Genomic DNA, 20847 nt, shown 5'->3' with positions numbered 1-20847 from the left:
TCACCGTGAGCACAGCGGGCGGTCCGTTTCAAACGTTCTTCATGGGCTCGGCGGGATGCGGCGCATCTTCATACGCGCCCCAGATCGACTGATCGAAGTTGACGATCGAGCCCGTCATCAAGCCCGATTCGCTGCTGGCCAGAAATGCGACGGCGCGCGCCGCTTCGGCTGGGTCGATCAGACGGCCGAATGGTTGCGCGGCGGCGGCCCGTGCTAACCAGTCGTCGGCGGCGCCATGAAACTCGCGTTGAATGCGGTCTTCGCCGTCCGACGCCATCCAGCCCAGATTCAACCCGTTCACGCGGATGCGATTGCGCAACAGCGCATACGCGGTGTTTTGCGTGAGCGCCGCGAGCGCGGCTTTCGATGCGCAATACGCGGAGATGAAGGGCTGCCCGGCCATCGCCGACATCGAGCCGATGTTGACGATCGCGCCTTCGATCCGCTCGCGCAGCATTACGCGTATCGTGTCCTGCATCAGAAAGAACGGCGCGCGCACATTGGTCGCGAACATCCGGTCGAACAGCGCGGGATCGGTATCGAGTATCGTGCCGCGATCGGTGAGCGCCGCTGCGTTGACGAGCACATCGACGCGGCCGAAGTGCTGATCGGCGGCGGCGACGACTTTGCGGCAGTCATCGACATTCGCCAGATCCGCCTGCACGAACACGACCTTTGCACCATGGGTCTCGCCCATGCGGCTCAACTCGCGCGCTTTGGCTTCGCCTTTTTCTTTCGCGCGTCCGCAAATGACGACGCCGCGCGCGCCGCGTTCGACGAACAAAGCGGCAATCGCCGCGCCCAGGCCTTGCGATCCGCCCGTGACGATCGCGACCTTCGAATCGAATTGCGCCATGCACTCTCTCCTTCAACGATGTACTGCGATGGATAGTGGATATCTCGGCTTGCTGCCCGCGCGGCGTCGATGCGATCATGGCGCATCTGCCGACTACAACCAAGCCAGCCATGTCCGATACGCGCCGCCGCAAGACGAGCATGACTGACATTGCCCGCGCAGCGGGTGTCAGTGAGGCGACAGTCGATCGGGTATTGAACGGGCGCGGCGGCGTCTCGCGCGACAAGGAAACGCGTGTGCTCGAATGGGCGCGCAAGCTGAAGATCGATCGCGCGCTCGAAGCTGTGTCGGTGCGCTGGCTGCGCATCGCGATCCTGTTGCAGCAGCCTGTCGCGCAGTATTACGTGCATCTGAAGCAGGGCTTCGACCTCGCGCAAAAGACCTTCGAGGCGCAGCGTGTGATCTGCGCCGTCACGTACTTCGACAGCCTCGAGCCGCAGGCTGTCGTCGAGACGATCGAGCGCGCGACGCGCAAGGCCGATGCGCTTGTGATCGTCGCGTATGAGCACCCGGATATCACGGCGGCGCTGCGGCACGTGAGCCACAGAATGCCCGTTGTGACGCTCGCGAGCGATCTGCCCGGCACGGGCAGGCTCGCTTACGTCGGCATCGACAATCGCTGCGCGGGGCGCGTCGCCGGCGAACTGATGGGCCGCTTTCTCGGCGATGCGGGCGGCAAGGTGCTCGTGATGACGGGCATGCATGACTTTCTCGGCCATGAAGAACGCGAAAGCGGGTTTCGTTCCGTGCTGCGGCGCCGGTTTCCGAGTTGCGATATCGTCGAGACGGTGGAGAGCCGCGAGCAAACGTCGCTCACCGAAAGTCTCACGCGCGACGCGTTTCGCCGCTATCCGGATCTGCGCGGCATCTACAACATCTCGGTTGGCGACGAAGGCATTGGCAACGTGTTGCGCAAGCTCGACCGCGTGCACAAGACCGTGCTGATCGGCCATGAACTGAACGACACGTCGCGGCGTTTGCTGATCGAAGGCGTGCTCGATGCGGTGCTCGACCAGAACCCCATAGGCGAAGCGCTGCATTCGATCGAAGTAATTCTGCGTCACTATCATCGCGATCCCGGCGTGACGTTGGCGCAGCAGATACCCGTGACGGTGCTGCTGCGCGAGAACCTGCCGCTTACGGACTAGTGTCGAGCGCAGGCGCTGGTTCCAGCGCGACTTCGTTCCACACTTCGAGTATCCATTCGCGCATCAACCGCGATTCGGCCCAGCGGTCCGTCGTGTCGTTGCCGTCGCGCCCGATGATCGCGTAAGGCTTCGGCCCGAGTTCGCAGGTGAAGACGAGCGTGTCGTCGGGTCCGGCGCGCTTGCGCCACGACACGAAACCGTCGCGCCACCAGCGCAGGAACAGATCGACCCACATGCGGTGAGGCTCGAAAGAAATTTCGATCTGCACCTGCTCGCGGCTCGCGACGCGTCCATGAAACGCCCACGAATGATCGATGATCCGTTGCATCGCCGCCTCGTTTTCTTCGTTCACGGGCCACGCGAATTCACGGCCCACGAGGTAATGCGACAGATCGCCAAGCAGCCGCAGATCGGGCCGCGCGTCGAGCAGATCGAGCGTGAAATGCAGATCGGTCGTCATGCGGTCGCGATGCGTTTCGATGTAGACGGGAATGTCCACCTGTTCCGCGAGCCGCTGCCAGCCGTCGATCAGCGCGAGCGCGTCGGCGACACGGCGCGGCCGCACGTCCGGCTGCAAGTCGATATGGTGCGCGCCGAACTCGACAGCGTGTTCGAGAATCGGGCACAGGTCTTCGACAGTGCGCGGAAAGCATTGCGCCTCTGCTTGCAGGCCATGTTGCGCGAGCACTGGCGCAAGACGCCGCACGTCTTCGCGCGAGCCGTACGATGTGCTCACGCCTTCGAAGCCCGCTTGCGCGATCATCGCGACGTTGTCTTCGAGTGTGCGCTCGAAGCCGTCGGTATGACGCCGCTCCATCGCCCACAGCGACTGATATACGGCGAGCCGTTGCGTCATAGCGCCTCCGCGGCGACGAGTCCCTTCAGTTTGACGCTGCGATCTTCGAGCAAGGCAGGGTCGATGCAGGCGCGCTGCCCGATCAAGGTTTGCGCGATGCGTACATCGCGCGCGATCTCGCTGACTTTACCGACGCCGCTTGCGCCGACCAGCACGCCGTCGCGGTCGAGCGCGAAGAAAATGCGCGACGTGTCGCCCGTTTCGCGCACCACGCTTTCCACGCCGAAGGCGGGCAGGCCGGCAATCTGGATCGTCATGTCGTACTGATTCGACCAGAACCACGGCACTTCCGAATACGTTTCGCCACGCTCCAGCATGTTGCGCGCGACGATGCGCGCATGATCTTCGGCGTTCTTCCAGCATTCGAGCCGGATGCGCCGTCTGAACAGACGATGGGGAAACGAGCACACGTCGCCCGCTGCGAAGATATGCGGGTCGTTCGTGCGCAAGGTGTCGTCGACGGCGATGCCGTCCGCGACGTCGATGCCTGCCGCTTCGGCGAGTTCCGTGCGCGGCTTCACGCCAATACCGACCACGACGCAATCGCAGTCGATCTGCGTGCCGTCCTTGAGCTTCACGCCCGTCACGCGCGTGCTGCCCAGCAGCCGCTCGATCTGTGCGCCGAAGTGGAACTGCACGCCCATCTGGCGATGCCTGTCGATCAGATAGCCCGCCACCACTTCAGGCACCGCGCGCATCAACGCGCGGGCGCCCGCCTCGATGACGACCACTTCACAGCCGCGCGCCACAGCGGACGCGGCCACTTCGAGGCCGATGAAGCCCGCGCCGACAATCACGATGCGCCGTGCAGGCTGCAATACTTCGGCAAGCGCGTTGGCATCGCCTGCCGTGCGCAGCAGATGCACGCCATCGAGATTCGCGCCCGGCACGTCGAGCCGCCTCGGCTCGGCACCCGTCGCGATCAGCAGACGTTGATAGTCGATCGTGCGCGCATCGCGCAACACGACCTTACGCGCGCCGCGGTCGATCTGCTGCACGCAGGCATCGACGCGCAAGTCGATGCGCTGGTCGCGATAGAACGCGTCGTCGTAGAACGCGCATTGCGCCGTGCTGCGTTGGCCGAGCAGCACGGCCTTCGACAGCGGCGGCCGGTCGTACGGCGCCGAGCCTTCGTTGCCGAGCAGCGTGATCTCGCCTTCCCAGCCGTTCTCGCGCAGCGCGGCTGCCGTGCGCACGCCGCATTGGCCTGCGCCGATAATCACCATCGCGGCTTGTGCACTCATGATGCGCCCTGCACGGGAAGGCCGAGCAGCACCTCGCCGTCTTCGACGCGCACCGGATAGGTCTTCAGATGCACGCAAACGGGCGCGCTCTTCGCCTTGCCGCTCGGAATGTCGAAGCGCCCCTGATGCAGCGGACATTCGATCTCGCGATTGACGACGAAGCCGTCGGCGAGATGCGCGTGCTCATGCGTGCACCAGCCATCCGATGCGTAGTAGCCTTCCGCGATGCGATAGACCGCGTAGCTCGCGCCGTCGTGATCGAAGCGCATCACGTCTTCCTCGTCGATATCGTCGGGCGCGCAGGCGGCAATCCAGTGCACCTTTGCATTCGTTTCGACGCTCATGGCTATCTCCTCCAATGTTCTTCGTGCGTTGACGGGGCGTCGCGGCGATCACGCAGCGGGCAGGGTCCGCTCGATCACGTGCTTCGGATCGCTGCGCTGTTTCCACAGCGCGGGCAGCATCTCGCGATACGCGGCATACACGCTCGGGTACGCGGGCGGCAACTGGTCCTTGATCGCGTCGTGAAGGCGCGGCAGCGCGTGGAACGGCACCATCGGCAGCAGATGATGTTCGAGGTGATAGTTCATGTTCAGGTAGAGAAAGCGGAACACGAAGTTGGTGTGCACGGTGCGCGTGTTCAGCCGGTGATCCTTCACGTTGACGGCGAGCCCCGCATGCTGCGTGAGGCCGAGCAGTTGATGCAACCAGCCGCCGTAGAAGCGCGGCGTCCACACGAACATCAGCGGCAGGAAGCTATGCAACGCGAGCGCGAGTGCAATCGTGCCGAGCACGACAGCCAGATAGATGCGGCACGACCAGATCATTTTCGGCTTTTCGCTCGCGGGCAAAAACGCGTCGGTGGCGGCATCGACGCGGCCGAACGCATGACGCACGACCTTGCCGATTTCGAGCGTGCAGCCGACCAGCCCCGCGAAGTCCGCGACGATGGGCAGCACTTTGGTGGGGCGCGTGACCTGGATCTCGGGGTCGCGCGTCTGAAAGTACGTGTGCGTGTGGTGGCGCGCATGGCTCCAGCGCCACCAGTAGCCCTCGCGGATCGTCATGAACGACGACAGGTGATAGAACGCGTCGTTGATCCAGCGCGTCTTGAACGGCGTGCCGTGCGACAGTTCGTGCCAGCGTGCGTCGCTGGACGAATAGATCGTGCCGTACACGAAGAAGGCAGGCACGGCCCACCATGTTCCCCATGTGAAGGCGGCGACCGCGCCGGATGCCACGAGCAACGCGAACCACGGAATGAAATTGCGCAGGCCCGCTGCGTCGTCGCGTTTTATCAGTTCCTTGAGCACCGCGCGCGGAATGCGCGGCTGATACCACTGCTCGGCGATGCGCGCGTCGAAGGAGGGATCGGAGGGGGAAGGCGCAGTGGTGCTGTCGACTGCCGAGGTCGAGGGCATGAATCGTCTCCTTCTTTTGTGGTTGCGGGAATCCCATCAGCGCGGCGCGCCAGGGACACATTCCGTTTGCACAAAGATAGTTGAAGGAGAGCGAAGCCTCACGCCGAAAAATGATGGTTCTCCATCAAGTGGCGGCGAGCGCGCGCCAGTGCGCAGCGGAACAGGGGCTTAGGGGCGCAGCAGATCGTATCCGCCGAACACGACGACTCCGCTCAATGCGATGAGCGCAACCGAGTGCTGGCCAAAATAAAGGAGCGCGGCGGCAGACCACGTCGTCAGACAAAAGGCGGCAATGCGTTTCATACGGGGTACTGCTCTACAAAGTGATAACTGCAATTACGGGTTTTCCCTGTATATCACAGTTGTGCGGGATGCATCGTCTACGCCGCACAAAATGAAACGGGCGGCATGGCCTGTTAAGCCGTGCCGCCCGCTATCGCGATCACGCGCGCCTTGCAGCGCGCATGTCGTAACGCTACATCAGAAAATGGTGCGCAGACCGAGCGACACGCCTGTCTGGTTCGACGTGCCCGGCAGTTCGACCGTCGCCGCGCCCGTGACCTTGTTGAAATCGACCGTGCCATACACTTCCGTGCGCCTGGACAGCGAGTATTCAGCAACGGCCACGCCCGTGTAGCGGTTGCCGCTGCCCAGCGCGCCGCCGCCAATTGCCGCGTTCTTCATGTGGTCGTAGTAGAACGCGCCCGTCAGCAGCAAGGCGGGGGTGGCTTGCCACGTCACGCCTGCGAACGGACCGTCGTCCTTGCGGCCCGAGCCCTTCAGGATATCGACACCCAGTGTGAGATCGCGCTGCGACAGCGTGCTGTCGACAAAGCCCGTGTCGTCCTTCGAATGAATATAGCCGACGTAGATCTTCGTCGTGCTGAACGCGTAGACGGCATTCGCGTTGTAGATGGTCTGCTTGTGGTTCGAGTTGTCGCTGTTCTGCTGCACGCCGGCCCCGATGCTCAGCGCACCGAATGCATACGATGCAGTGAAGCCGTACATGTTGCCCGCGCCGAGGTGGCCCGGCACCTGGCCGGAGAAGCCGTCCGCGCCCGTCGACGTCGAGTTCGTGCCGAACGAGTACATCGCTTTCACATTCAGGCCGCCGAACTTGCCGTCGTACTTCACTGCGTTATCCGCATAGAGGCCTGCGCCGAGCGCGACGGGCAGCCATGCGTTTTCGAAGTAGTTGCCGACAGTCAGAGGATCGTACGTGTCGCCGAGCAGATCGAACAGCGGCGTCTTTTGACGGCCGAGCGTGAGCGTGCCGTAGTTGCTCGACAGGCCGACATAGGCGGCGCGGTTGAACAGGCGCTTGCTATCCGACTGCGCGCCGCTTTGCAGATCGATGCCGCTTTCCAGCTGGAAGATCGCCTTCAGTCCATTGCCGAGATCTTCCGAGCCTTTAATGCCGAAACGGCTGTTCGTGATGGCGCCGTTGGTCATGAACAGGCGCCCGTCGTTGTTGGCATTCGAATGCGTGAGATAGCGAATGCCGACGTCCGCGACGCCATACAGGGTCACCGAGCTTTGCGCGAATGTGCTTTGGCAGGCGAGTGCAATGGCCGTTGCGCCCAGCGCGGTAACTGTCCGTTTGAATTGCTTGGTCATGGGTGTTGTCTTTTCATATGTTGAGAACCCCTGCACGAGCTTGTTGTTGTAGTGCGGCGCGGGTGGCGCAATTGTGTTCGCGTCTTTGTGTGTCGCTATTCAAGCGCGATGCATATCGGCCATTTGAAGTCTTATCGGTCCGTGCGCACGTGATCCCATGCAGGCCCGCGGACTTTTATCACATCAATTTCGACCATGCCGCGAACATGACAAGAGTGTTGCATTCATGCCGAAAGTACACGGCGTTGCTTTGCAAACAACGAAAAAGGGCGGCCAGAAGGCCGCCCGCTTGACCACTCATGTTGCCGTTCGATTCGCCTATGCGCGGTCGATCGAGTACTTGCCCGGACCCGTCACGAACAACAGCAGCAAGCCGCCAATGATGCTGATGTTCTTATAGAAGTTGATCATGTTGACGTACTGCTCCATGCCTGTCTGCGTCCAGAAGTGATGGCCGATGAACGCGGTGCCGAGTGTATAGAGCGCGAGCAGCAGTGCCAGCACGCGCGTCTTGAAGCCCACGGCGATGACGATGCCAACGGCCAGTTCCATCACGATCGCGATCACGGCGGCCAATGCCGGGACGGGCGCGCCCGTCGACGCCATGTATTGCTCGGTGCCCGAGAAGCCGGTGAGCTTACTCCAGCCAAACAGCACGAAAAGCACTACCAATAGCACGCGTGCGACGAGCAGCAGTGCATCCTTGCGTTGTTCGATAAAGGCGTTCATGTTCAATCCTCTTTCAATGTAGCCGGGTCGTTGGCGTTTGCCGCTCAGGACCACAATTCCGATACTTCGTTATTGCGCAGGTCGAATACGAGTACTTCCGCATCCTGTCCTTCGGTGAATTCGAGGCGACGCTCATTGCGAATACGCGCGCCGTCTCCTTCGTTCAACTCGACGCCGTTCAGCTTCACACTGCCGCGCGCCACATGCACATACGCATAGCGGTCGGCGGCGATATCGACGCCTGCCGTTTCATTGCCGTTGAAAAGACCGGCATACACACGAGCGTCCTGGCGCAATTCGAGCGAGCCGTCCGTGCCTTCAGGCGACAACACGAGACGCAACTTGCCGCGCTTGTCTTGCTCCGAAAAGTTCTGCTGCAGGTAACGCGGTGTCGCGCCCTTGACCGACGGTGCAATCCAGATCTGCAGGAAGTGCACGGAGTCGCTCGCCGAGTGATTGAACTCGCTGTGCGCGACGCCCGTGCCCGCGCTCATCAGTTGCACGTCGCCGGGGACGATCACGGAACCCGTGCCCATCGAATCCTTATGCTCGAGCGCGCCTTCCAGCACGTACGAGAAGATTTCCATGTCGCGGTGCGGATGCTTGCCGAAGCCGCGGCCGGGCGCCACGCGATCGTCGTTGATCACGAGCAGGTCGGAGAAGCCGATCTGTTTCGGATCGTAGTAATTCGCGAAAGAAAACGTATGACGCGAGCTAAGCCAGCCGTGTTCGGCGCGTCCGCGTTCGCTGGCGTGTCTGATGTCGATCATTTCTCTTCTCCGTTTTTGAATTGCCTTTGCCTCTCGTAACACCGGCGGCGCCGTTGTCTGAAGCAGTGATTGAAGTGTAGGTCAATCAGAGTGGATATAATCGATGCCAAAAGAGAATCACTGTCACATAGAAGTGGACAATAAACGCGTAACGCAAAGGCAAAGCCATGCAGCTGGACGATCTGAAGATATTCGTCGCCACCGTCGACGCGCGCAATTTCACGGCGGCTGCCGTCCGTCTGCAGCTGTCGAAACAGTTCGTCAGCCGACGCGTGATGGCGCTGGAGGCGAGCCTCGGCGTGCGGCTGCTGGTGCGCAATACGCGCAAGCTCGCGGTGACGGACCTCGGCTACGAGTTCTATCAGCGTGCCACGCGCATCCTCGGCGACGTCGAGGACGCCGAGCAGGCAATGTCGTCGGGGCGCTCGGACCCGCGCGGACTGCTGCGCGTCAGCGCGCCGATGTCGTTCGGGATGATCCATCTGTCGCCGCTTGTCGCCGCGTTTCTGCGCGCGCATGGCGACGTGCGCATCGATCTGGAGTTGAGCGACCGGGTCGTCGACGTGGTCGGCGAAGGGTTCGACATGGCGCTGCGCATCGGCACGCTTGCGGATTCGACGCTGATCGCGCAAAAGCTCGCTGAAATGCGCATGGTTGCGTGTTGCAGCCCCGCGTATCGCAAGGCGCGACGCCCGCCTGCGACGCCCGACGATCTCGCACGCCACGCGTGCCTGCTATATGGCCAGGAAGCGCGCAGCGGCTGGGAATACATCGTGGATGGCGCGAGCCGGACTATCGAGGTGCATGGCCCGCTGCGCGTCAACAACGGCGAAGTGATCCGCGATGCCGCGATTGCGGGGATCGGCATTGCGCGTCTGCCGGAATTCATCGTGGCCGATGCGCTGGCGAGCGGCAAGCTCGTCGAAGTGCTTGGCGATTTCGTTTCGCCGCCGTTGACCCTGTATGCCGTCTATCCGCAGCATCGGCAGGCTTCCGTCACGATACGCGCGTTCACGCAGTTCCTGCGCGATCGTTTTGCCAAGGCGATACACAGCAGATAGCGCGGCGTTTCTATAGACCAATTGAAAGCTTCTGCGCGCCTTGAATAAGGGCTGGTTACCGTGCGAGCAGCAACGGAACTTTTCGCAGATAATGCGCGTACCTTTGCGGGCGCGTGCAACGGCGCGTGCAACGGCGTGTGCAACGGCGCGTGCAGCGGGCGCGCGCGTGAATATGCACGTTCACGCCTGTTCGGCATGCGCATCAGCAAAGCGGATTCAATCAGATAGACCAAAGAGGGACAAACGTGGAACCTACCGAACCGGCCGGCCGTTCATGGCTCTGGCTCATCTTGCTGATCCCCTATGTCGCGCTGCTGTGGCTGCCGTTCTATAACGATACGCGCCCGTCATTCGCCGGCTTTCCTTTCTTCTACTGGTATCAGTTTCTGTGGGTTCCGCTCACGTCGCTGCTGATCTACGTCGTGTACCGGGGCATTAAATGAGCGATCTGAACCCTGTGAACCCGGTCGCGATGACCGTCTTTATCGCATTCTTTCTTCTCGTCACCGTATTGGGTTTCGTTGCCGCGCGCTGGAAAGCGGGCGATCTCACGCAGCTGCACGAGTGGGGCCTGGGCGGCCGGCAATTCGGCACGATCATTTCGTGGTTTCTGGTAGGCGGCGATTTCTATACGGCCTATACGGTGATCGCAGTGCCCGCACTGGTCTATTCGGTCGGCGCGTATGGCTTCTTTGCGTTGCCTTATACGATCATCGTCTATCCGTTTGTGTTCGCTGTGATGCCGAAGCTGTGGAAGATCGCGCACGCGAAGAACCACATCACGGCAGCCGATTACGTGCAGGGCGAGTACGGCGGCAAGTGGTTCCCGGCGGCAGTCGCGCTGACAGGCATCGTCGCGACGATGCCGTATATCGCGCTGCAGCTGGTCGGCATGCAGGTTGTCATCAAGGGACTTGGCATCTCGGGCGAAGCACCACTCGTGATCGCGTTCATCATCCTCGCGCTCTATACGTATACGAGCGGCCTGCGCGCACCGGCGATGATCGCGTTCGTCAAGGACATCATGATCTATATCGTCGTGATCGCGGCGGTGTGGCTGATTCCGGCGAAGCTCGGCGGCTACGGCCATGTGTTCGACGCGGCTGACCAGTTCTTCCAGGCGAAGGGCGGCGCGACGGGCATCATCCTCAAGCCGACGCAGTTCACCGCGTACGCATCGCTTGCGCTCGGCTCGGCGCTCGCGGCCTTCATGTATCCGCACACGATGACGGCCGTGCTGTCGTCTTCGTCGATGCAGACCGTGCGCAAGAACGCGATCTTCCTGCCCGCCTATACGCTGCTGCTCGGCCTGATCGCGCTGCTCGGCTATATGGCGATTGCCGCGGGCATTCACGTGAAGTCGCCGTCCGACGTCGTGCCGACGCTGTTCGGCACGCTGTTCCCGTCGTGGTTCGTCGGCTTCGCGGCGGCGGCCATCGCGATCAGCGCGCTGGTGCCCGCCGCCATCATGTCGATCGGCGCGGCGAACCTGTTCACGCGCAATCTGTGGCGTCCGCTGGTGTCGCCGGACATGGCGCCCGCTCAGGAAGCGTCGACGGCGAAGATCGTGTCGCTTGTGGTGAAGTTCGGCGCGCTGCTGTTCATCGTGTTCCTGCCCACGCAGTACGCGATCGACCTGCAACTGCTCGGCGGCGTGTGGATTCTGCAAGTCTTCCCGGCCATCGTGTTCTCGCTGTACACGCGCCGTCTGAACACGCCGGGCCTGTTCCTCGGCTGGCTGGTGGGGATCGTCGTCGGTACGGGTCTCGCGATTTCGCAGGGCCTCAAGCCCGTGTTCGCGCTGCATGTCGGCGATTCGACCTGGCCGCTTTATATTGGCCTGATCGCGCTGGTCGTGAACGTGGTGGTGACGTTCATCGTTTCGCTGGTCACGCCGAAGCGCGCTCACGCCTGATCGCGCTGGTGTTTGCATGGTTCGGCCGAATCCGCCCGCGCAAGCGGCGCGGATTCGGCCGATGTCGTTTCTGGCGTCGCATCGCGGCGTCCACTCGCGCCGCCGATTGTTGCAAAACGCCAGGACATTCGCGCTGTTTTGGTAGGATGCAGCCTTTTCTGCCGATGGTGCGTTAGCGTGAGACAGTCGATACTGTCGTTCCTCCGGGAAATCTCCGTCCGGGCCTGGGCCCATGCAAAACCGCCGCTCATGCGCGCGGTGCAACGTTTGCGTCGTCCGACATGGCGTGGCGTGGCGTTGTCGGTCGCCTCCATTCCCGCGCTCGTTCTGCTGTATGTGCTGATCCTGGTGCCGTTCACGCCGGGCATCGGGGACATCCGCAAGGCGAAGATCGAGCAGCCAGCGCAGATCTATTCGGCGGACGGCAAGCTGATCGCCGAATTCAAGCCGACCAACCGCGTGTGGATGAAGCTCTCCGACATTTCGCCGCATGTCGTCGATGCCTTGATCTCCACGGAAGACCATCGCTTCTACGAGCACCACGGCATCGATTTTCGACGCACGGCGGGCGCGGCGCTGCATACGTTTTCGGGCGATCGCCAGGGCGGATCGACGATCACGCAGCAGCTCGCGCGCAATCTCTATCCCGACGACATCGGCCGCGCGCCGACGCTTACGCGCAAGATCAAGGAAGCGCTGACCGCCTTCAAGATCGAAGCCGTCTATACGAAAAGCGAGATACTCGAAACGTACCTGAATACAGTGCCGTTTCTCTATAACGCGTACGGCATCGAAATGGCGGCGCGCACATACTTCGACAAGTCCGCCGGCAATCTGACCGTGCTCGAAAGCGCGACGCTGATCGGCATGTTGAAGGGCAACAGCTATTACAACCCGGTGATCAATCCCGAGCGCGCGCTGGACCGCCGCAATATCGTGCTCGGGCAAATGGTGAAATACGGGCGCTTGTCGCCAGCGCAATTCAATTCGCTCAAAGGAAAGCCGCTGCGCGTCGACTTCGAGCGTCAGACGGAGCCGCCCGGTCCCGCGCCGCATTTCGCGCAGCAATTGAAGAAGTGGCTGATCGCATGGGCCGATGCGAACGACTACAACATCTATTCGGATGGACTCGTCGTGCGCACGACGATCGACTCGCGCCTGCAAACCATGGCGACCCAGGCGCTGACGTTCCAGGGCAACCAGTTGCAGTCGATTGCGAATGCGGCGTGGAATGCGCGTAGCGCGTGCAGCGGGCACAAGGATGTGTTCGATGCGTTCATCCGCGAGACGCCCGAGTATCACAGCGCGAAAGATTCGGGCATGAGCGACGAGGATGCGCTCAAGCATCTGTCGGCAGATCGCGGGTTCATGAAAGCGCTATGCGACAGCAAGACGCGCGTGCAGGCCGCATTCGTCGCGATGGACCCGCGCAATGGCGAGATCAAGGCGTGGGTGGGCAGCCGCGACTTTACGCAGGACCCGTTCGATCACGTGTCGCAGGCGCGCCGCCAGCCGGGTTCGACGTTCAAGCCGTTCGTCTACGGCGCGGCGTTCGAACAGGGCGCAAAGCCCGACGATACCTACCCCGATCAGGCTGTCGAAATCCCGCTGGCAGGCGGCGAAATCTGGCGGCCAAGCGACGAAGACGCGCCGAGCGGCCGTCCCATCACGTTGCGCGATGGCCTTGCGTATTCGCGCAACCGCATTACCGCGCAATTGATGGAATCGGTCGGTCCCGCCAGGGTCGCGCGGCTTGCGCGCGCGATGGGCGTGCGCGACAGCCAGCTCGACGCGGTGCCTTCGCTGGCACTGGGCACGAGCCCGGTGACGCTGAAAGAAATGGTGTCGTCGTACGGCACGATCGCGAATGAAGGCGCGTATGTCGCGCCGATGCTCGTCACGCGGATCGAAGACCGCAAGGGCGAAGTGCTCGCCGAGTTCCAGCCGTCGCGCGCCGACCGCGTGATGCCCATTGCTAGCGCGCAAACCTTGCTCGACGTGATGCGCTCGGTCGTCAACAAGGGCACGGGCTCGGCCATTCGCACACGTTTTGGCATTCGGGCCGATGTCGCGGGCAAGACGGGCACGACGCAGGACAACGCGGACGGCTGGTTCATCCTGATGCATCCGCAACTCGTCGCGGGCGCATGGATCGGCTTCAACGACAGCCGCGTGACGTTGCGCAGCGACTACTGGGGGCAGGGCGCGCATAGCGCGTTGCCGATCGTCGGCGATTTCTTTCAGCGTTCGCTGCGCTCGCGTCTCGTCGATCCGCGCGCGAAGTTCGCGGAAGAGCCGCCGCCGGGCATGTTCGATACCTTGCGCATGAAGTTGCGTGCGTGGATGGCGTACCTGTTCTCTTCTTCGGCAAAGACGCAGACGCCTGCCACTGCGCCGCGCCCGAAGCCGCGTCCAGCACCGGCTACGCCCGCTGCGCCTGTTGTGCAGAATGCGTCGCCCGTTGCCGAGGCTTCCGCGCCGACGGATATCGAACCGCCGCAGATCATTTCGCCCGCCGCATCGCAGCCGCCGATTCTGCCTGCGCCGGGCGAGGCGAGCGCGCCCGCTGGCGTCAACGGCGAAGCGCCCGCGTTCGCGTCGACGCCTGCTGCAAGCGCGCCCGCATCACAGCCTTGAACTGAAGCTCACTTCTTCGCTTTGCGTTTGGGCGCGGAGGAAGGCGCGGGAGAAGGGGCAGGAGAAGGCGCAGGCGCAGCGGCCGGCTCGATGATCGGATAGGTATGCGGCGCGTAAAAGCGCCCAATCGGCTCGCGCCCGTTGAACTTCTCGAAGTACTCATGCCAGTAATTCGCCGCGGCCCAGACTGCTTCAGGACATGACGCTCGCGATTCGAGCCCGGGCGTCAGGTCGAAATTCGCAGCGGCGCACACGGTTTCGATCATGCAGGTAGACGGCAAGCCGTAGTTGTCGTGCAACGGATTCGGCGTGCGTGCCGCGCCCCATGCATAAGCGAGCCAGCGCAAGACATGCTCGAGTGCATCGAGCGTCGCGCGTGACTGCTCGAAGCTCGCCACTTTGTCGACCACCTTGTCCTGCGCAATGGGTAGCGCGATGACCGCGATGTTCGGAAAGCGCGACGTGTCGTCGAAATCCGTCAACGGACGCGCGACCACGCCATTCACGCGCGCTGCGAACGCCGGCCCTTCCGGCTGATGCAAAGGCACATGCAAGGCTTCGGCGTTCTTGAGTGTCGCGCTGGCGAGGCGCACGAGAATCGACTCGGACCAGAACGACGGCAGCATGTCATGCCGCAGATGCGATTGCGCGACGCGCACGCGAAACGCCAGCGTATCGCTGCCGCCTAGCAGCACGACATAGGTCCACGCATCGGGGCCGCCCGCTTGCATATCGAGTACCGCACGCTCACCCCATGCGGTATTGCTCTCGCCTGCGTTGCGCTCGAATGGCGTGAACTGTGGATTCGATTGCGTCGTCGTCGATCGTACGATCTTCAGCATGACCTTGCCTCGTCTTTTTTGATTAACGCGCGCGCAGTTCGAAGCGCGTGGTGGATTCCGATTGGGAAAGCGCTTTGTCGCTGGAAATGCCGTAGTACATGACCTGCATATCCACCCCGCTGCCCACGCGCGTGAACGACAGGATCGCAACCTGATCGCCGCGCCGGCCGAATTCCTGCTTGAGTGCGAAGCGATGATTCACGCCGAAGCGGTCGGGCACATCCTCGGGATCGGAGTGACGCGGCCACGCATTGCCGCCGCCGAAAATCCCCTTGACCGAATTGGCCGCTTCTTTCGCGGTATCGAGCAACGGCGTGCGGATCAACCGCGACGGCGAGGCGATCACTTCGAAGAGCGCCGTGCCCGTCTGCAAATCGTGACCCGATGCGACGCGTCCCCAATGCACGTCGCCCGTCATGTAGACGACGGGAACGCCCTGGTCCGCAAGCCGGCCGAGGGTCGCTTGCAGCACGTCGAATTGCGCGTAATTCGGCATTTCGGCATCGAAGGTCTTTTTGCGCCAGTTGCTTTCGGGCGGATCGATGAAGAGCGCCTGGCCCGAAGCGAGCAGGCCGACAACGGGTCGTCCCGCTGCTCGCGCATCGACGAGATCGTGTTCCCAGGCCTGCATCGCTGCAACGGCTTTAGGGCCCATCAACGATTTGAACGCGCTGTCGCGGTCGCAGCGCATATCGACGAACAGCATTTTCAACGGCTCGACGTCGAGCCGGATCGCACCGCCCGCGCCGCCCGGCGCGCCGCCGATCTGATAGTCCTCGTACAGTGCGCGCGCCGTGTCGCCGAGCAACTGGCGCGATCCGTCCGTCCACGTATCGGGCAACTGCTTTTGGGCAAACGGATAGTTGTTCCAGAACTCGTGATCGTCGGGAATGCACACGACGGGCGCGCGCTCCAGTACCGGTTGCAACCCCGGCACGCGCAACGCGCCGGAGAGCCAGTTGAGGTAGTACTTGTTGGCGAGCAGACGCGCGCGGTCCGGGTTCTGATCGGGGACGCGCTGCGTGAGCGGCAGGTCGAGGTACACCTGGTCGCCCGCGAGCACGGTCAGATGCGGTTGCACCTTGATCTGCGAGACGATCGTGCCGAGCAGTCCGTCGATATCTTCCGGCTGCGAATAGCACGACGACAACAGGATATTGAAGCTGCCGTCCATCAGTGTCGGCACTTCTTTTGGCAACGAAGTACTGGCGAATTCGAACCGTTCGCCACCCGCGTCGATCACGATCTGTCGCGGCCGCGATTCGTCTGGCACGTCGAAGCGCAGCACGCATTGATGATTGATGGACTGGCCGTTGCCGTCGACGCTGAAATCGCGAATCGGAAAGAACGCGGGCGGATCGAGCGGCACGGCCGCTTGCCGGTCGATGGAAACCTGCGGCACGGGCGGCGCGGCCACGCCGAACATGCCGATCCATAGCTGCAATAGGCCCGGCTTGCTGGCCTGCACATAAGCCGTCAGTAGCATCGGTGCACCTTTGTCTTTTTCGTCTTATGAAAGGTATTTGTCTGGTTCGAATAAGACGAGGCTAGTCGATGCAAACTGAATTGCAACCGGAAAACGCGTTAATGCCTTGCGTGATTGAAGGTGCCAACGCGCTTTTACGCAAAGCGCTCTTGTTGAAGGATGCGAATCATCGAGTGCGCGTTGCGTTGCGCAGCGTCCTCGAAGCAGTTGTTGAACACGACATGCGTGCGCCCCGCGCGTTTCGCGATTTCCCGCACGGGCACGGCGATTTCTTCCAGTTCGCGCTCGGTATAGTCGTAATTGAAGCGGCCCGCGGCCGTCGTGCTGCCGCTCCAGGTGTCCGCGTTGCGGCCGTGCAGGCGCACGATCACCAGTTCCGGCGAGGTCGCTTCCCATACGGTATGCGCGCGATTCGGCACGCCTTCGGGCGCATCCATCACGACATGTACGAGGCCGTGTTCGCGTTCGAATGCGAGCGTCGATTCGCGATGGCGGTCGTCGAACCAGCTCGCGTTGCGGAATTCGAATGCCGTCAGATAGGGCGTCATCCGGTCCGCGCAGTGCCGCACGTGTGATGTGTCGCGCGGCGCGGTGGAGATCCACGGCGCGAACTGGAACAGCACGGCGCCGAGCTTGCCCGCTTTGCGCAGCGGCTCCAGCGCCTCGAAGAAGCGCCGCCACATCTCGTCGACGAGGTCTGGCGGCACGTCGCGGTAGTAGAGGTTTCGTTTATCGCTTTGCGGCAGCAGCGGCTGAATGTCGGGCGGGAAGAACTTGCGCTCCGTCTGATGCCCGGTGAAAAGCCGGAATGCCTTGACGTTGAACGTGAAGTGCTCGGGCGTGCGCTCGGCCCACAGCGCGCTGGTTGCCGCGCTGGGCATCGCGTAGTACGACGCATCGACTTCGACCATAGGAAACTGGCTCGAATAGAAACGCAGCCGTGCCTCGGCGCTGTTGCAGCCCTTCGGGTAGAAGCGGCCGGATTTGATGAGCGTGGCGTCCGTCCACGACGCCGTCCCGACTTCGATCGACATGGCTCGTCTTCCGTGCAGGTCAGTGCGGCCATCGTACTGCATGTGCCCGCGGATCATGAGCACGCTGAGTACGGCGCGCGCCCGTATGTGCGCCGCGCCGCATTGGTGCAAACCCGGGTTCAGAACAATTTACGCACGACCGTTATAGAAAGTGGAAGCCATTCGAAGATGCAGTCATTCCCTGCACTGACGCTTTCACGCGGCGGCCGGCGCCGCAGAGTACATCCGGACAGTGGCCGTGCAACGGAGCGGTGCTCTTCGAATGGGTCCGTCTGCATGGGGCGATACGCGCCTGTTTCGTCTACCCAGACATAAGTGCTACGATGCCTGGGTGACGACGATGGAGGTGGAAATGGCGACCTATGCTATCGATGCCGTACGCATTAACCCTATGACTGACCGCGTCACCCACGTCCGTTGGGCTCTCGTCAATCCGAAAACGAATGAATGGCTTTCGCCGCACGAAATCGTCGAAGTCGCGGACGTCGTGACGGCCATTCATGCGGGCAATGCCGTGTGGTCGTTCTTCACGCTGGGCGGCCTGAATCTGCTGGGCCCGAAGATCAAAACGGTCTCGCATGCCGACGGCCACGACGGGATCGATACCGAAGTACCGGACGGCCACGTCGAGAAATTCATCGACGACCTGCCGCGCGTCTGATTTTTCAGGCGCGCGATGTTCTAAGGGCGAAGGCCCGATTTCCGGTAGGTGCGCGCGGGCCGCGTTCGTCGCGGCTGCCGCGCGTTCCGCGCTGCATTGCGGCTGCGCACAAAATCTTGTGCCGGGGCTAGTTGCAGCATTGATTCATGCGATGCTTTTGCACGTGCGCTTTGCACGTGCGCTTTGCACGTGCGCTTTGCACGTGCATTACGCATCTACAATGCGTGAGTCAGCGTGTTTCGAACCCGAAACCCATTGCCAAAAAGACAACTGAACCGACGAGGCCGCGCGCTTCGGAGGAGACACAGCCATGACGAATATGTACGAAGCGGGGCTCGCCCGCCGCGAAGCCAATCATGTTCCGCTGACGCCGATCGATTTCATTGCGCGGGCCGCCGAAGTCTATGGCGACCGGCTGGCCGTCGTGCATGGCGACATGCGCCGCACGTGGCGCGAGACGTATGAGCGAGCGCGGCGTCTTGCGAGTGCGCTGCAACGCGCGGGCGTCGCGCGCGGCGAGACCGTCGCGGCGCTGCTGCCGAACATTCCGCCGATGATCGAAGCGCATTTCGGCGTGCCGATGGCGGGCGCCGTGCTCAATACGCTGAATACCCGGCTGGATGCCGCGTCGATCCTGTATATGCTGCGGCATGGCGAGGCGAAAGTGCTGATTGTCGATAGCGAATACGGAGAGCTTGCGCTGCGTGCCGCGCGCGAGTTTCCGCAATTGCGCATTATCAGTGTCAGCGATGCGCAGCCCGCCGATACTCGCCATTTCCCGAACGCGACCGACTACGAAGCTTTCCTGCAAGAAGGCGATCCGCAGTTCGCGTGGGCGCTGCCTGACGACGAATGGGACGCCATCGCGCTCAACTACACGTCGGGCACGACGGGCGAGCCGAAGGGCGTCGTCTATCACCATCGCGGCGCCTATCTGAACGCGCTCAGCAATATCCTCGAATGGGATATGCCGAAGCACGCTGTGTATCTGTGGACACTGCCGCTCTTCCACTGCAACGGCTGGTGTTTTCCATGGACCGTCGCGGCGCGCGCGGGCGTCAATGTGTGCCTGCGCAAATTCGATCCGAAGCTGGTATTCGAACTGATTCGCCGCGAGCGCATTACGCATTATTGCGGCGCGCCCATCGTGCAAAGCGCGCTGGCGAACGCGCCTGCCGAATGGCGCGACGGAATTGCGCACCGCGTCTCGACGATGGTGGCGGGCGCGGCGCCGTCGCCTGCCGTGATTGCCCGCATGAAGGCGATCGGTTTTGATCTGACGCACGTGTACGGCTTGACGGAAGTGTATGGGCCCGCCTCCGTCTGCGCGAAGCAGGACTCATGGGATGCGCTCGACGACGACGAACGCGCGCGGCTCAACGCGCGTCAGGGCGTGCGCTACCACTTGCAGGCAGCCGTCGACGTGCGCGATCCCGATACGCTCGAACCCGTGCCGCGCGACGGCGAGACGATCGGCGAACTGATGTTTCGCGGCAATATCTGCATGAAGGGCTATCTGAAGAACGAGCGCGCCACCGAGGCCGCATTCCGTGGCGGCTGGTTTCATACGGGCGATCTCGGCGTGATCACCGAAGACGGCTATGTGCGCATCAAGGACCGCAGCAAGGACATCATCATTTCCGGCGGCGAGAACATTTCGAGCATCGAAATAGAGGATGCGCTGTACCGGCATCCTGCCGTGTCGGTGGCCGCCGTGGTTGCGATGCCGGACGCGAAATGGGGCGAGGTGCCTTGCGCATTCGTCGAACTGAAGGACGGCGCGGACGCTAGCGCCAAGGAAATCATTGCGCATTGCCGTCAATTGCTCGCCGGATTCAAATTGCCTAAAGCAGTCTTCTTCGGCGAATTGCCAAAAACCTCGACGGGAAAGATCCAGAAATTCGAATTGCGCGCGCGCGTGAAGTCGTCGAGCGCGATCGATCAGGAGCCGGAGAAAAAGTAGCATGCTTATGGTCTGATCATCGCAAACGTAGAGCCCATGCCGCTTTCCGCATCTATCAAAGCACCGGGTATGACGCGCACGCACGGGAATGAATGCTAGAATCCTGAGTAAATCAGGGAAGCGACCTTGGTTCTTCAAGGTTCATGGCGAATTCCAGTACGCGTCATGCGGGTTTTTCGCCGCCATTCAATCTGTCGAAACGCGCTGACAACTTCATTCGGCAGAAGTTGATGGATCCGTATTAAGGCTTCGCTGCAAGTGTGAAGCGAATAATCTATTTAACGCGTGCTAATTGGCCGCGTAATTCGATACGTTATCGGCACGTTATGAAAGAGCGAGAGGAACATCGGACGCTCGACCTCGACGGTCAAGCTCGTGAGCGGCTGGTCTTGTGGATCCGTCGCCGCATGGATGAATTTGGCATTACGCTTGAAGCGCTCGAAGAGGCGCTAATCGCGGACGCCGCCGTGCCGAGGTACCGCGATGCATTCGGACACGAATGGGACGGCAAGGGCGACCGCCCCGACTGGCTCACGCGCGCCATCAACGCAGGTCAGGACATCGAGCATTTCCGCGTCTGAGCGCCGCATTCGCGGGCGCTTCACTG

At 62.1% G+C, this 20847-nt stretch carries 20 protein-coding genes; 8 read left to right on the top strand and 12 right to left on the bottom strand.

What is annotated here, in order from left to right:
- Positions 1-28: 28 nt before the first annotated feature.
- The gene (locus C2L66_RS27700; protein WP_060605126.1) at positions 29-856 is read right to left on the bottom strand and encodes an SDR family oxidoreductase; all 828 of its coding nucleotides are present in this window, start codon (positions 854-856) and stop codon (positions 29-31) included.
- Between the two features lie 140 nt (positions 857-996).
- Here C2L66_RS27700 and C2L66_RS27695 point away from each other — a divergent pair, with 140 nt between their 5' ends.
- Positions 997-2004: a LacI family DNA-binding transcriptional regulator gene (locus C2L66_RS27695; RefSeq protein ID WP_225033071.1), complete on the top strand. Its 1008-nt coding sequence runs from the start codon at positions 997-999 to the stop codon at positions 2002-2004.
- Here the strand turns inward: C2L66_RS27695 and C2L66_RS27690 are convergent.
- The 8 genes from C2L66_RS27690 to C2L66_RS27660 all read right to left on the bottom strand — a co-directional run bounded on the left by C2L66_RS27690 (position 1994) and on the right by C2L66_RS27660 (position 8641).
- On the bottom strand, positions 1994-2860 hold the full coding sequence (locus C2L66_RS27690; protein ID WP_060605128.1) for a sugar phosphate isomerase/epimerase family protein: 867 nt from the start codon (positions 2858-2860) through the stop codon (positions 1994-1996). The genes C2L66_RS27695 and C2L66_RS27690 overlap by 11 nt on opposite strands.
- Positions 2857-4104 carry an NAD(P)/FAD-dependent oxidoreductase gene (locus C2L66_RS27685; protein ID WP_060605131.1) on the bottom strand — a complete coding sequence of 416 codons (1248 nt, stop codon included), beginning with the start codon at positions 4102-4104 and terminating at the stop codon, positions 2857-2859. Before C2L66_RS27685 ends, C2L66_RS27690 begins: the two co-directional genes overlap by 4 nt.
- On the bottom strand, positions 4101-4448 hold the full coding sequence (locus C2L66_RS27680) for a MocE family 2Fe-2S type ferredoxin (RefSeq protein ID WP_060605134.1): 348 nt from the start codon (positions 4446-4448) through the stop codon (positions 4101-4103). Before C2L66_RS27680 ends, C2L66_RS27685 begins: the two co-directional genes overlap by 4 nt.
- Before the next feature lie 48 nt (positions 4449-4496).
- On the bottom strand, positions 4497-5525 hold the full coding sequence (locus C2L66_RS27675) for a fatty acid desaturase (RefSeq protein WP_060605138.1): 1029 nt from the start codon (positions 5523-5525) through the stop codon (positions 4497-4499).
- Between the two features lie 168 nt (positions 5526-5693).
- Positions 5694-5828 carry a hypothetical protein gene (locus C2L66_RS42175; RefSeq protein WP_007731897.1) on the bottom strand — a complete coding sequence of 45 codons (135 nt, stop codon included), beginning with the start codon at positions 5826-5828 and terminating at the stop codon, positions 5694-5696.
- A gap of 177 nt (positions 5829-6005) precedes the next feature.
- Positions 6006-7142 carry a porin gene (locus C2L66_RS27670; RefSeq protein ID WP_054933534.1) on the bottom strand — a complete coding sequence of 379 codons (1137 nt, stop codon included), beginning with the start codon at positions 7140-7142 and terminating at the stop codon, positions 6006-6008.
- Between the two features lie 318 nt (positions 7143-7460).
- Positions 7461-7871: a DoxX family protein gene (locus tag C2L66_RS27665; RefSeq protein ID WP_054933535.1), complete on the bottom strand. Its 411-nt coding sequence runs from the start codon at positions 7869-7871 to the stop codon at positions 7461-7463.
- A 44-nt stretch (positions 7872-7915) separates the two neighbouring features.
- Positions 7916-8641: a pirin family protein gene (locus tag C2L66_RS27660; protein ID WP_060605141.1), complete on the bottom strand. Its 726-nt coding sequence runs from the start codon at positions 8639-8641 to the stop codon at positions 7916-7918.
- A 167-nt stretch (positions 8642-8808) separates the two neighbouring features.
- On the opposite strand from C2L66_RS27660, the gene C2L66_RS27655 reads away from it, so the two are divergent.
- The 4 genes from C2L66_RS27655 (at position 8809) to C2L66_RS27640 (ending at position 14254) form a co-directional block, all read left to right on the top strand.
- Complete coding sequence (locus C2L66_RS27655) at positions 8809-9702, top strand: LysR family transcriptional regulator (protein WP_035997750.1); 894 nt, start codon at positions 8809-8811, stop codon at positions 9700-9702.
- Between the two features lie 245 nt (positions 9703-9947).
- On the top strand, positions 9948-10145 hold the full coding sequence (locus tag C2L66_RS27650; protein WP_054933538.1) for a DUF3311 domain-containing protein: 198 nt from the start codon (positions 9948-9950) through the stop codon (positions 10143-10145).
- The gene (gene mctP / locus C2L66_RS27645; protein ID WP_060605144.1) at positions 10142-11617 is read left to right on the top strand and encodes a monocarboxylate uptake permease MctP; all 1476 of its coding nucleotides are present in this window, start codon (positions 10142-10144) and stop codon (positions 11615-11617) included. The genes C2L66_RS27650 and mctP overlap by 4 nt, the downstream gene beginning before the upstream one ends.
- Positions 11618-11866: 249 nt before the next feature.
- Positions 11867-14254, top strand: a complete 2388-nt coding sequence (locus tag C2L66_RS27640) for a penicillin-binding protein 1A (protein WP_225033081.1) — start codon at positions 11867-11869, stop codon at positions 14252-14254.
- An 8-nt stretch (positions 14255-14262) separates the two neighbouring features.
- Here C2L66_RS27640 and C2L66_RS27635 read toward each other — a convergent pair whose 3' ends face one another.
- From C2L66_RS27635 to C2L66_RS27625, 3 genes are all read right to left on the bottom strand, one after another.
- A complete protein-coding gene (locus C2L66_RS27635; RefSeq protein ID WP_060605147.1) occupies positions 14263-15096 on the bottom strand; it encodes a hypothetical protein in 834 nt (277 codons plus the stop codon).
- 22 nt (positions 15097-15118) lie between these two features.
- The gene (locus C2L66_RS27630; RefSeq protein ID WP_060605150.1) at positions 15119-16582 is read right to left on the bottom strand and encodes a metallophosphoesterase family protein; all 1464 of its coding nucleotides are present in this window, start codon (positions 16580-16582) and stop codon (positions 15119-15121) included.
- 134 nt (positions 16583-16716) lie between these two features.
- Positions 16717-17616 carry a DUF72 domain-containing protein gene (locus tag C2L66_RS27625; RefSeq protein ID WP_054933553.1) on the bottom strand — a complete coding sequence of 300 codons (900 nt, stop codon included), beginning with the start codon at positions 17614-17616 and terminating at the stop codon, positions 16717-16719.
- A 352-nt stretch (positions 17617-17968) separates the two neighbouring features.
- On the opposite strand from C2L66_RS27625, the gene C2L66_RS27620 reads away from it, so the two are divergent.
- The 3 genes from C2L66_RS27620 to C2L66_RS27610 all read left to right on the top strand — a co-directional run bounded on the left by C2L66_RS27620 (position 17969) and on the right by C2L66_RS27610 (position 20821).
- Positions 17969-18277, top strand: a complete 309-nt coding sequence (locus tag C2L66_RS27620; protein ID WP_036001651.1) for a hypothetical protein — start codon at positions 17969-17971, stop codon at positions 18275-18277.
- Between the two features lie 310 nt (positions 18278-18587).
- On the top strand, positions 18588-20240 hold the full coding sequence (locus tag C2L66_RS27615) for an acyl-CoA synthetase (protein ID WP_060605152.1): 1653 nt from the start codon (positions 18588-18590) through the stop codon (positions 20238-20240).
- 326 nt (positions 20241-20566) lie between these two features.
- A complete protein-coding gene (locus C2L66_RS27610) occupies positions 20567-20821 on the top strand; it encodes an H-NS family nucleoid-associated regulatory protein (RefSeq protein WP_035997725.1) in 255 nt (84 codons plus the stop codon).
- Positions 20822-20847: the final 26 nt, after the last annotated feature.

Origin of the sequence: Paraburkholderia caribensis, assembly GCF_002902945.1 — a bacterium.
In the GTDB taxonomy this organism is placed as follows: Bacteria; Pseudomonadota; Gammaproteobacteria; order Burkholderiales; family Burkholderiaceae; genus Paraburkholderia; species Paraburkholderia caribensis.
The sequence above is the reverse complement of the archived record's forward strand: the minus strand, read 5'-3'. Positions and strand labels throughout refer to the sequence as shown.

Excerpts from the sequence above, each read along its gene's own strand:
- C2L66_RS27635 (WP_060605147.1), bottom strand. The coding sequence starts at position 15,096 with ATGCTGAAGATCGTACGATCGACGACGACGCAATCGAATCCACAGTTC.
- C2L66_RS27685 (WP_060605131.1), bottom strand. The coding sequence starts at position 4,104 with ATGAGTGCACAAGCCGCGATGGTGATTATCGGCGCAGGCCAATGCGGC.
- C2L66_RS27620 (WP_036001651.1), top strand. The coding sequence starts at position 17,969 with ATGGCGACCTATGCTATCGATGCCGTACGCATTAACCCTATGACTGAC.
- C2L66_RS27665 (WP_054933535.1), bottom strand. The coding sequence starts at position 7,871 with ATGAACGCCTTTATCGAACAACGCAAGGATGCACTGCTGCTCGTCGCA.
- C2L66_RS42175 (WP_007731897.1), bottom strand. The coding sequence starts at position 5,828 with ATGAAACGCATTGCCGCCTTTTGTCTGACGACGTGGTCTGCCGCCGCG.
- C2L66_RS27695 (WP_225033071.1), top strand. The coding sequence starts at position 997 with ATGACTGACATTGCCCGCGCAGCGGGTGTCAGTGAGGCGACAGTCGAT.
- C2L66_RS27655 (WP_035997750.1), top strand. The coding sequence starts at position 8,809 with ATGCAGCTGGACGATCTGAAGATATTCGTCGCCACCGTCGACGCGCGC.
- C2L66_RS27700 (WP_060605126.1), bottom strand. The coding sequence starts at position 856 with ATGGCGCAATTCGATTCGAAGGTCGCGATCGTCACGGGCGGATCGCAA.
- C2L66_RS27660 (WP_060605141.1), bottom strand. The coding sequence starts at position 8,641 with ATGATCGACATCAGACACGCCAGCGAACGCGGACGCGCCGAACACGGC.
- C2L66_RS27670 (WP_054933534.1), bottom strand. The coding sequence starts at position 7,142 with ATGACCAAGCAATTCAAACGGACAGTTACCGCGCTGGGCGCAACGGCC.
- C2L66_RS27625 (WP_054933553.1), bottom strand. The coding sequence starts at position 17,616 with ATGTCGATCGAAGTCGGGACGGCGTCGTGGACGGACGCCACGCTCATC.
- C2L66_RS27630 (WP_060605150.1), bottom strand. The coding sequence starts at position 16,582 with ATGCTACTGACGGCTTATGTGCAGGCCAGCAAGCCGGGCCTATTGCAG.
- mctP (WP_060605144.1), top strand. The coding sequence starts at position 10,142 with ATGAGCGATCTGAACCCTGTGAACCCGGTCGCGATGACCGTCTTTATC.
- C2L66_RS27690 (WP_060605128.1), bottom strand. The coding sequence starts at position 2,860 with ATGACGCAACGGCTCGCCGTATATCAGTCGCTGTGGGCGATGGAGCGG.
- C2L66_RS27675 (WP_060605138.1), bottom strand. The coding sequence starts at position 5,525 with ATGCCCTCGACCTCGGCAGTCGACAGCACCACTGCGCCTTCCCCCTCC.
- C2L66_RS27640 (WP_225033081.1), top strand. The coding sequence starts at position 11,867 with ATGCGCGCGGTGCAACGTTTGCGTCGTCCGACATGGCGTGGCGTGGCG.
- C2L66_RS27615 (WP_060605152.1), top strand. The coding sequence starts at position 18,588 with ATGACGAATATGTACGAAGCGGGGCTCGCCCGCCGCGAAGCCAATCAT.
- C2L66_RS27610 (WP_035997725.1), top strand. The coding sequence starts at position 20,567 with ATGAAAGAGCGAGAGGAACATCGGACGCTCGACCTCGACGGTCAAGCT.
- C2L66_RS27680 (WP_060605134.1), bottom strand. The coding sequence starts at position 4,448 with ATGAGCGTCGAAACGAATGCAAAGGTGCACTGGATTGCCGCCTGCGCG.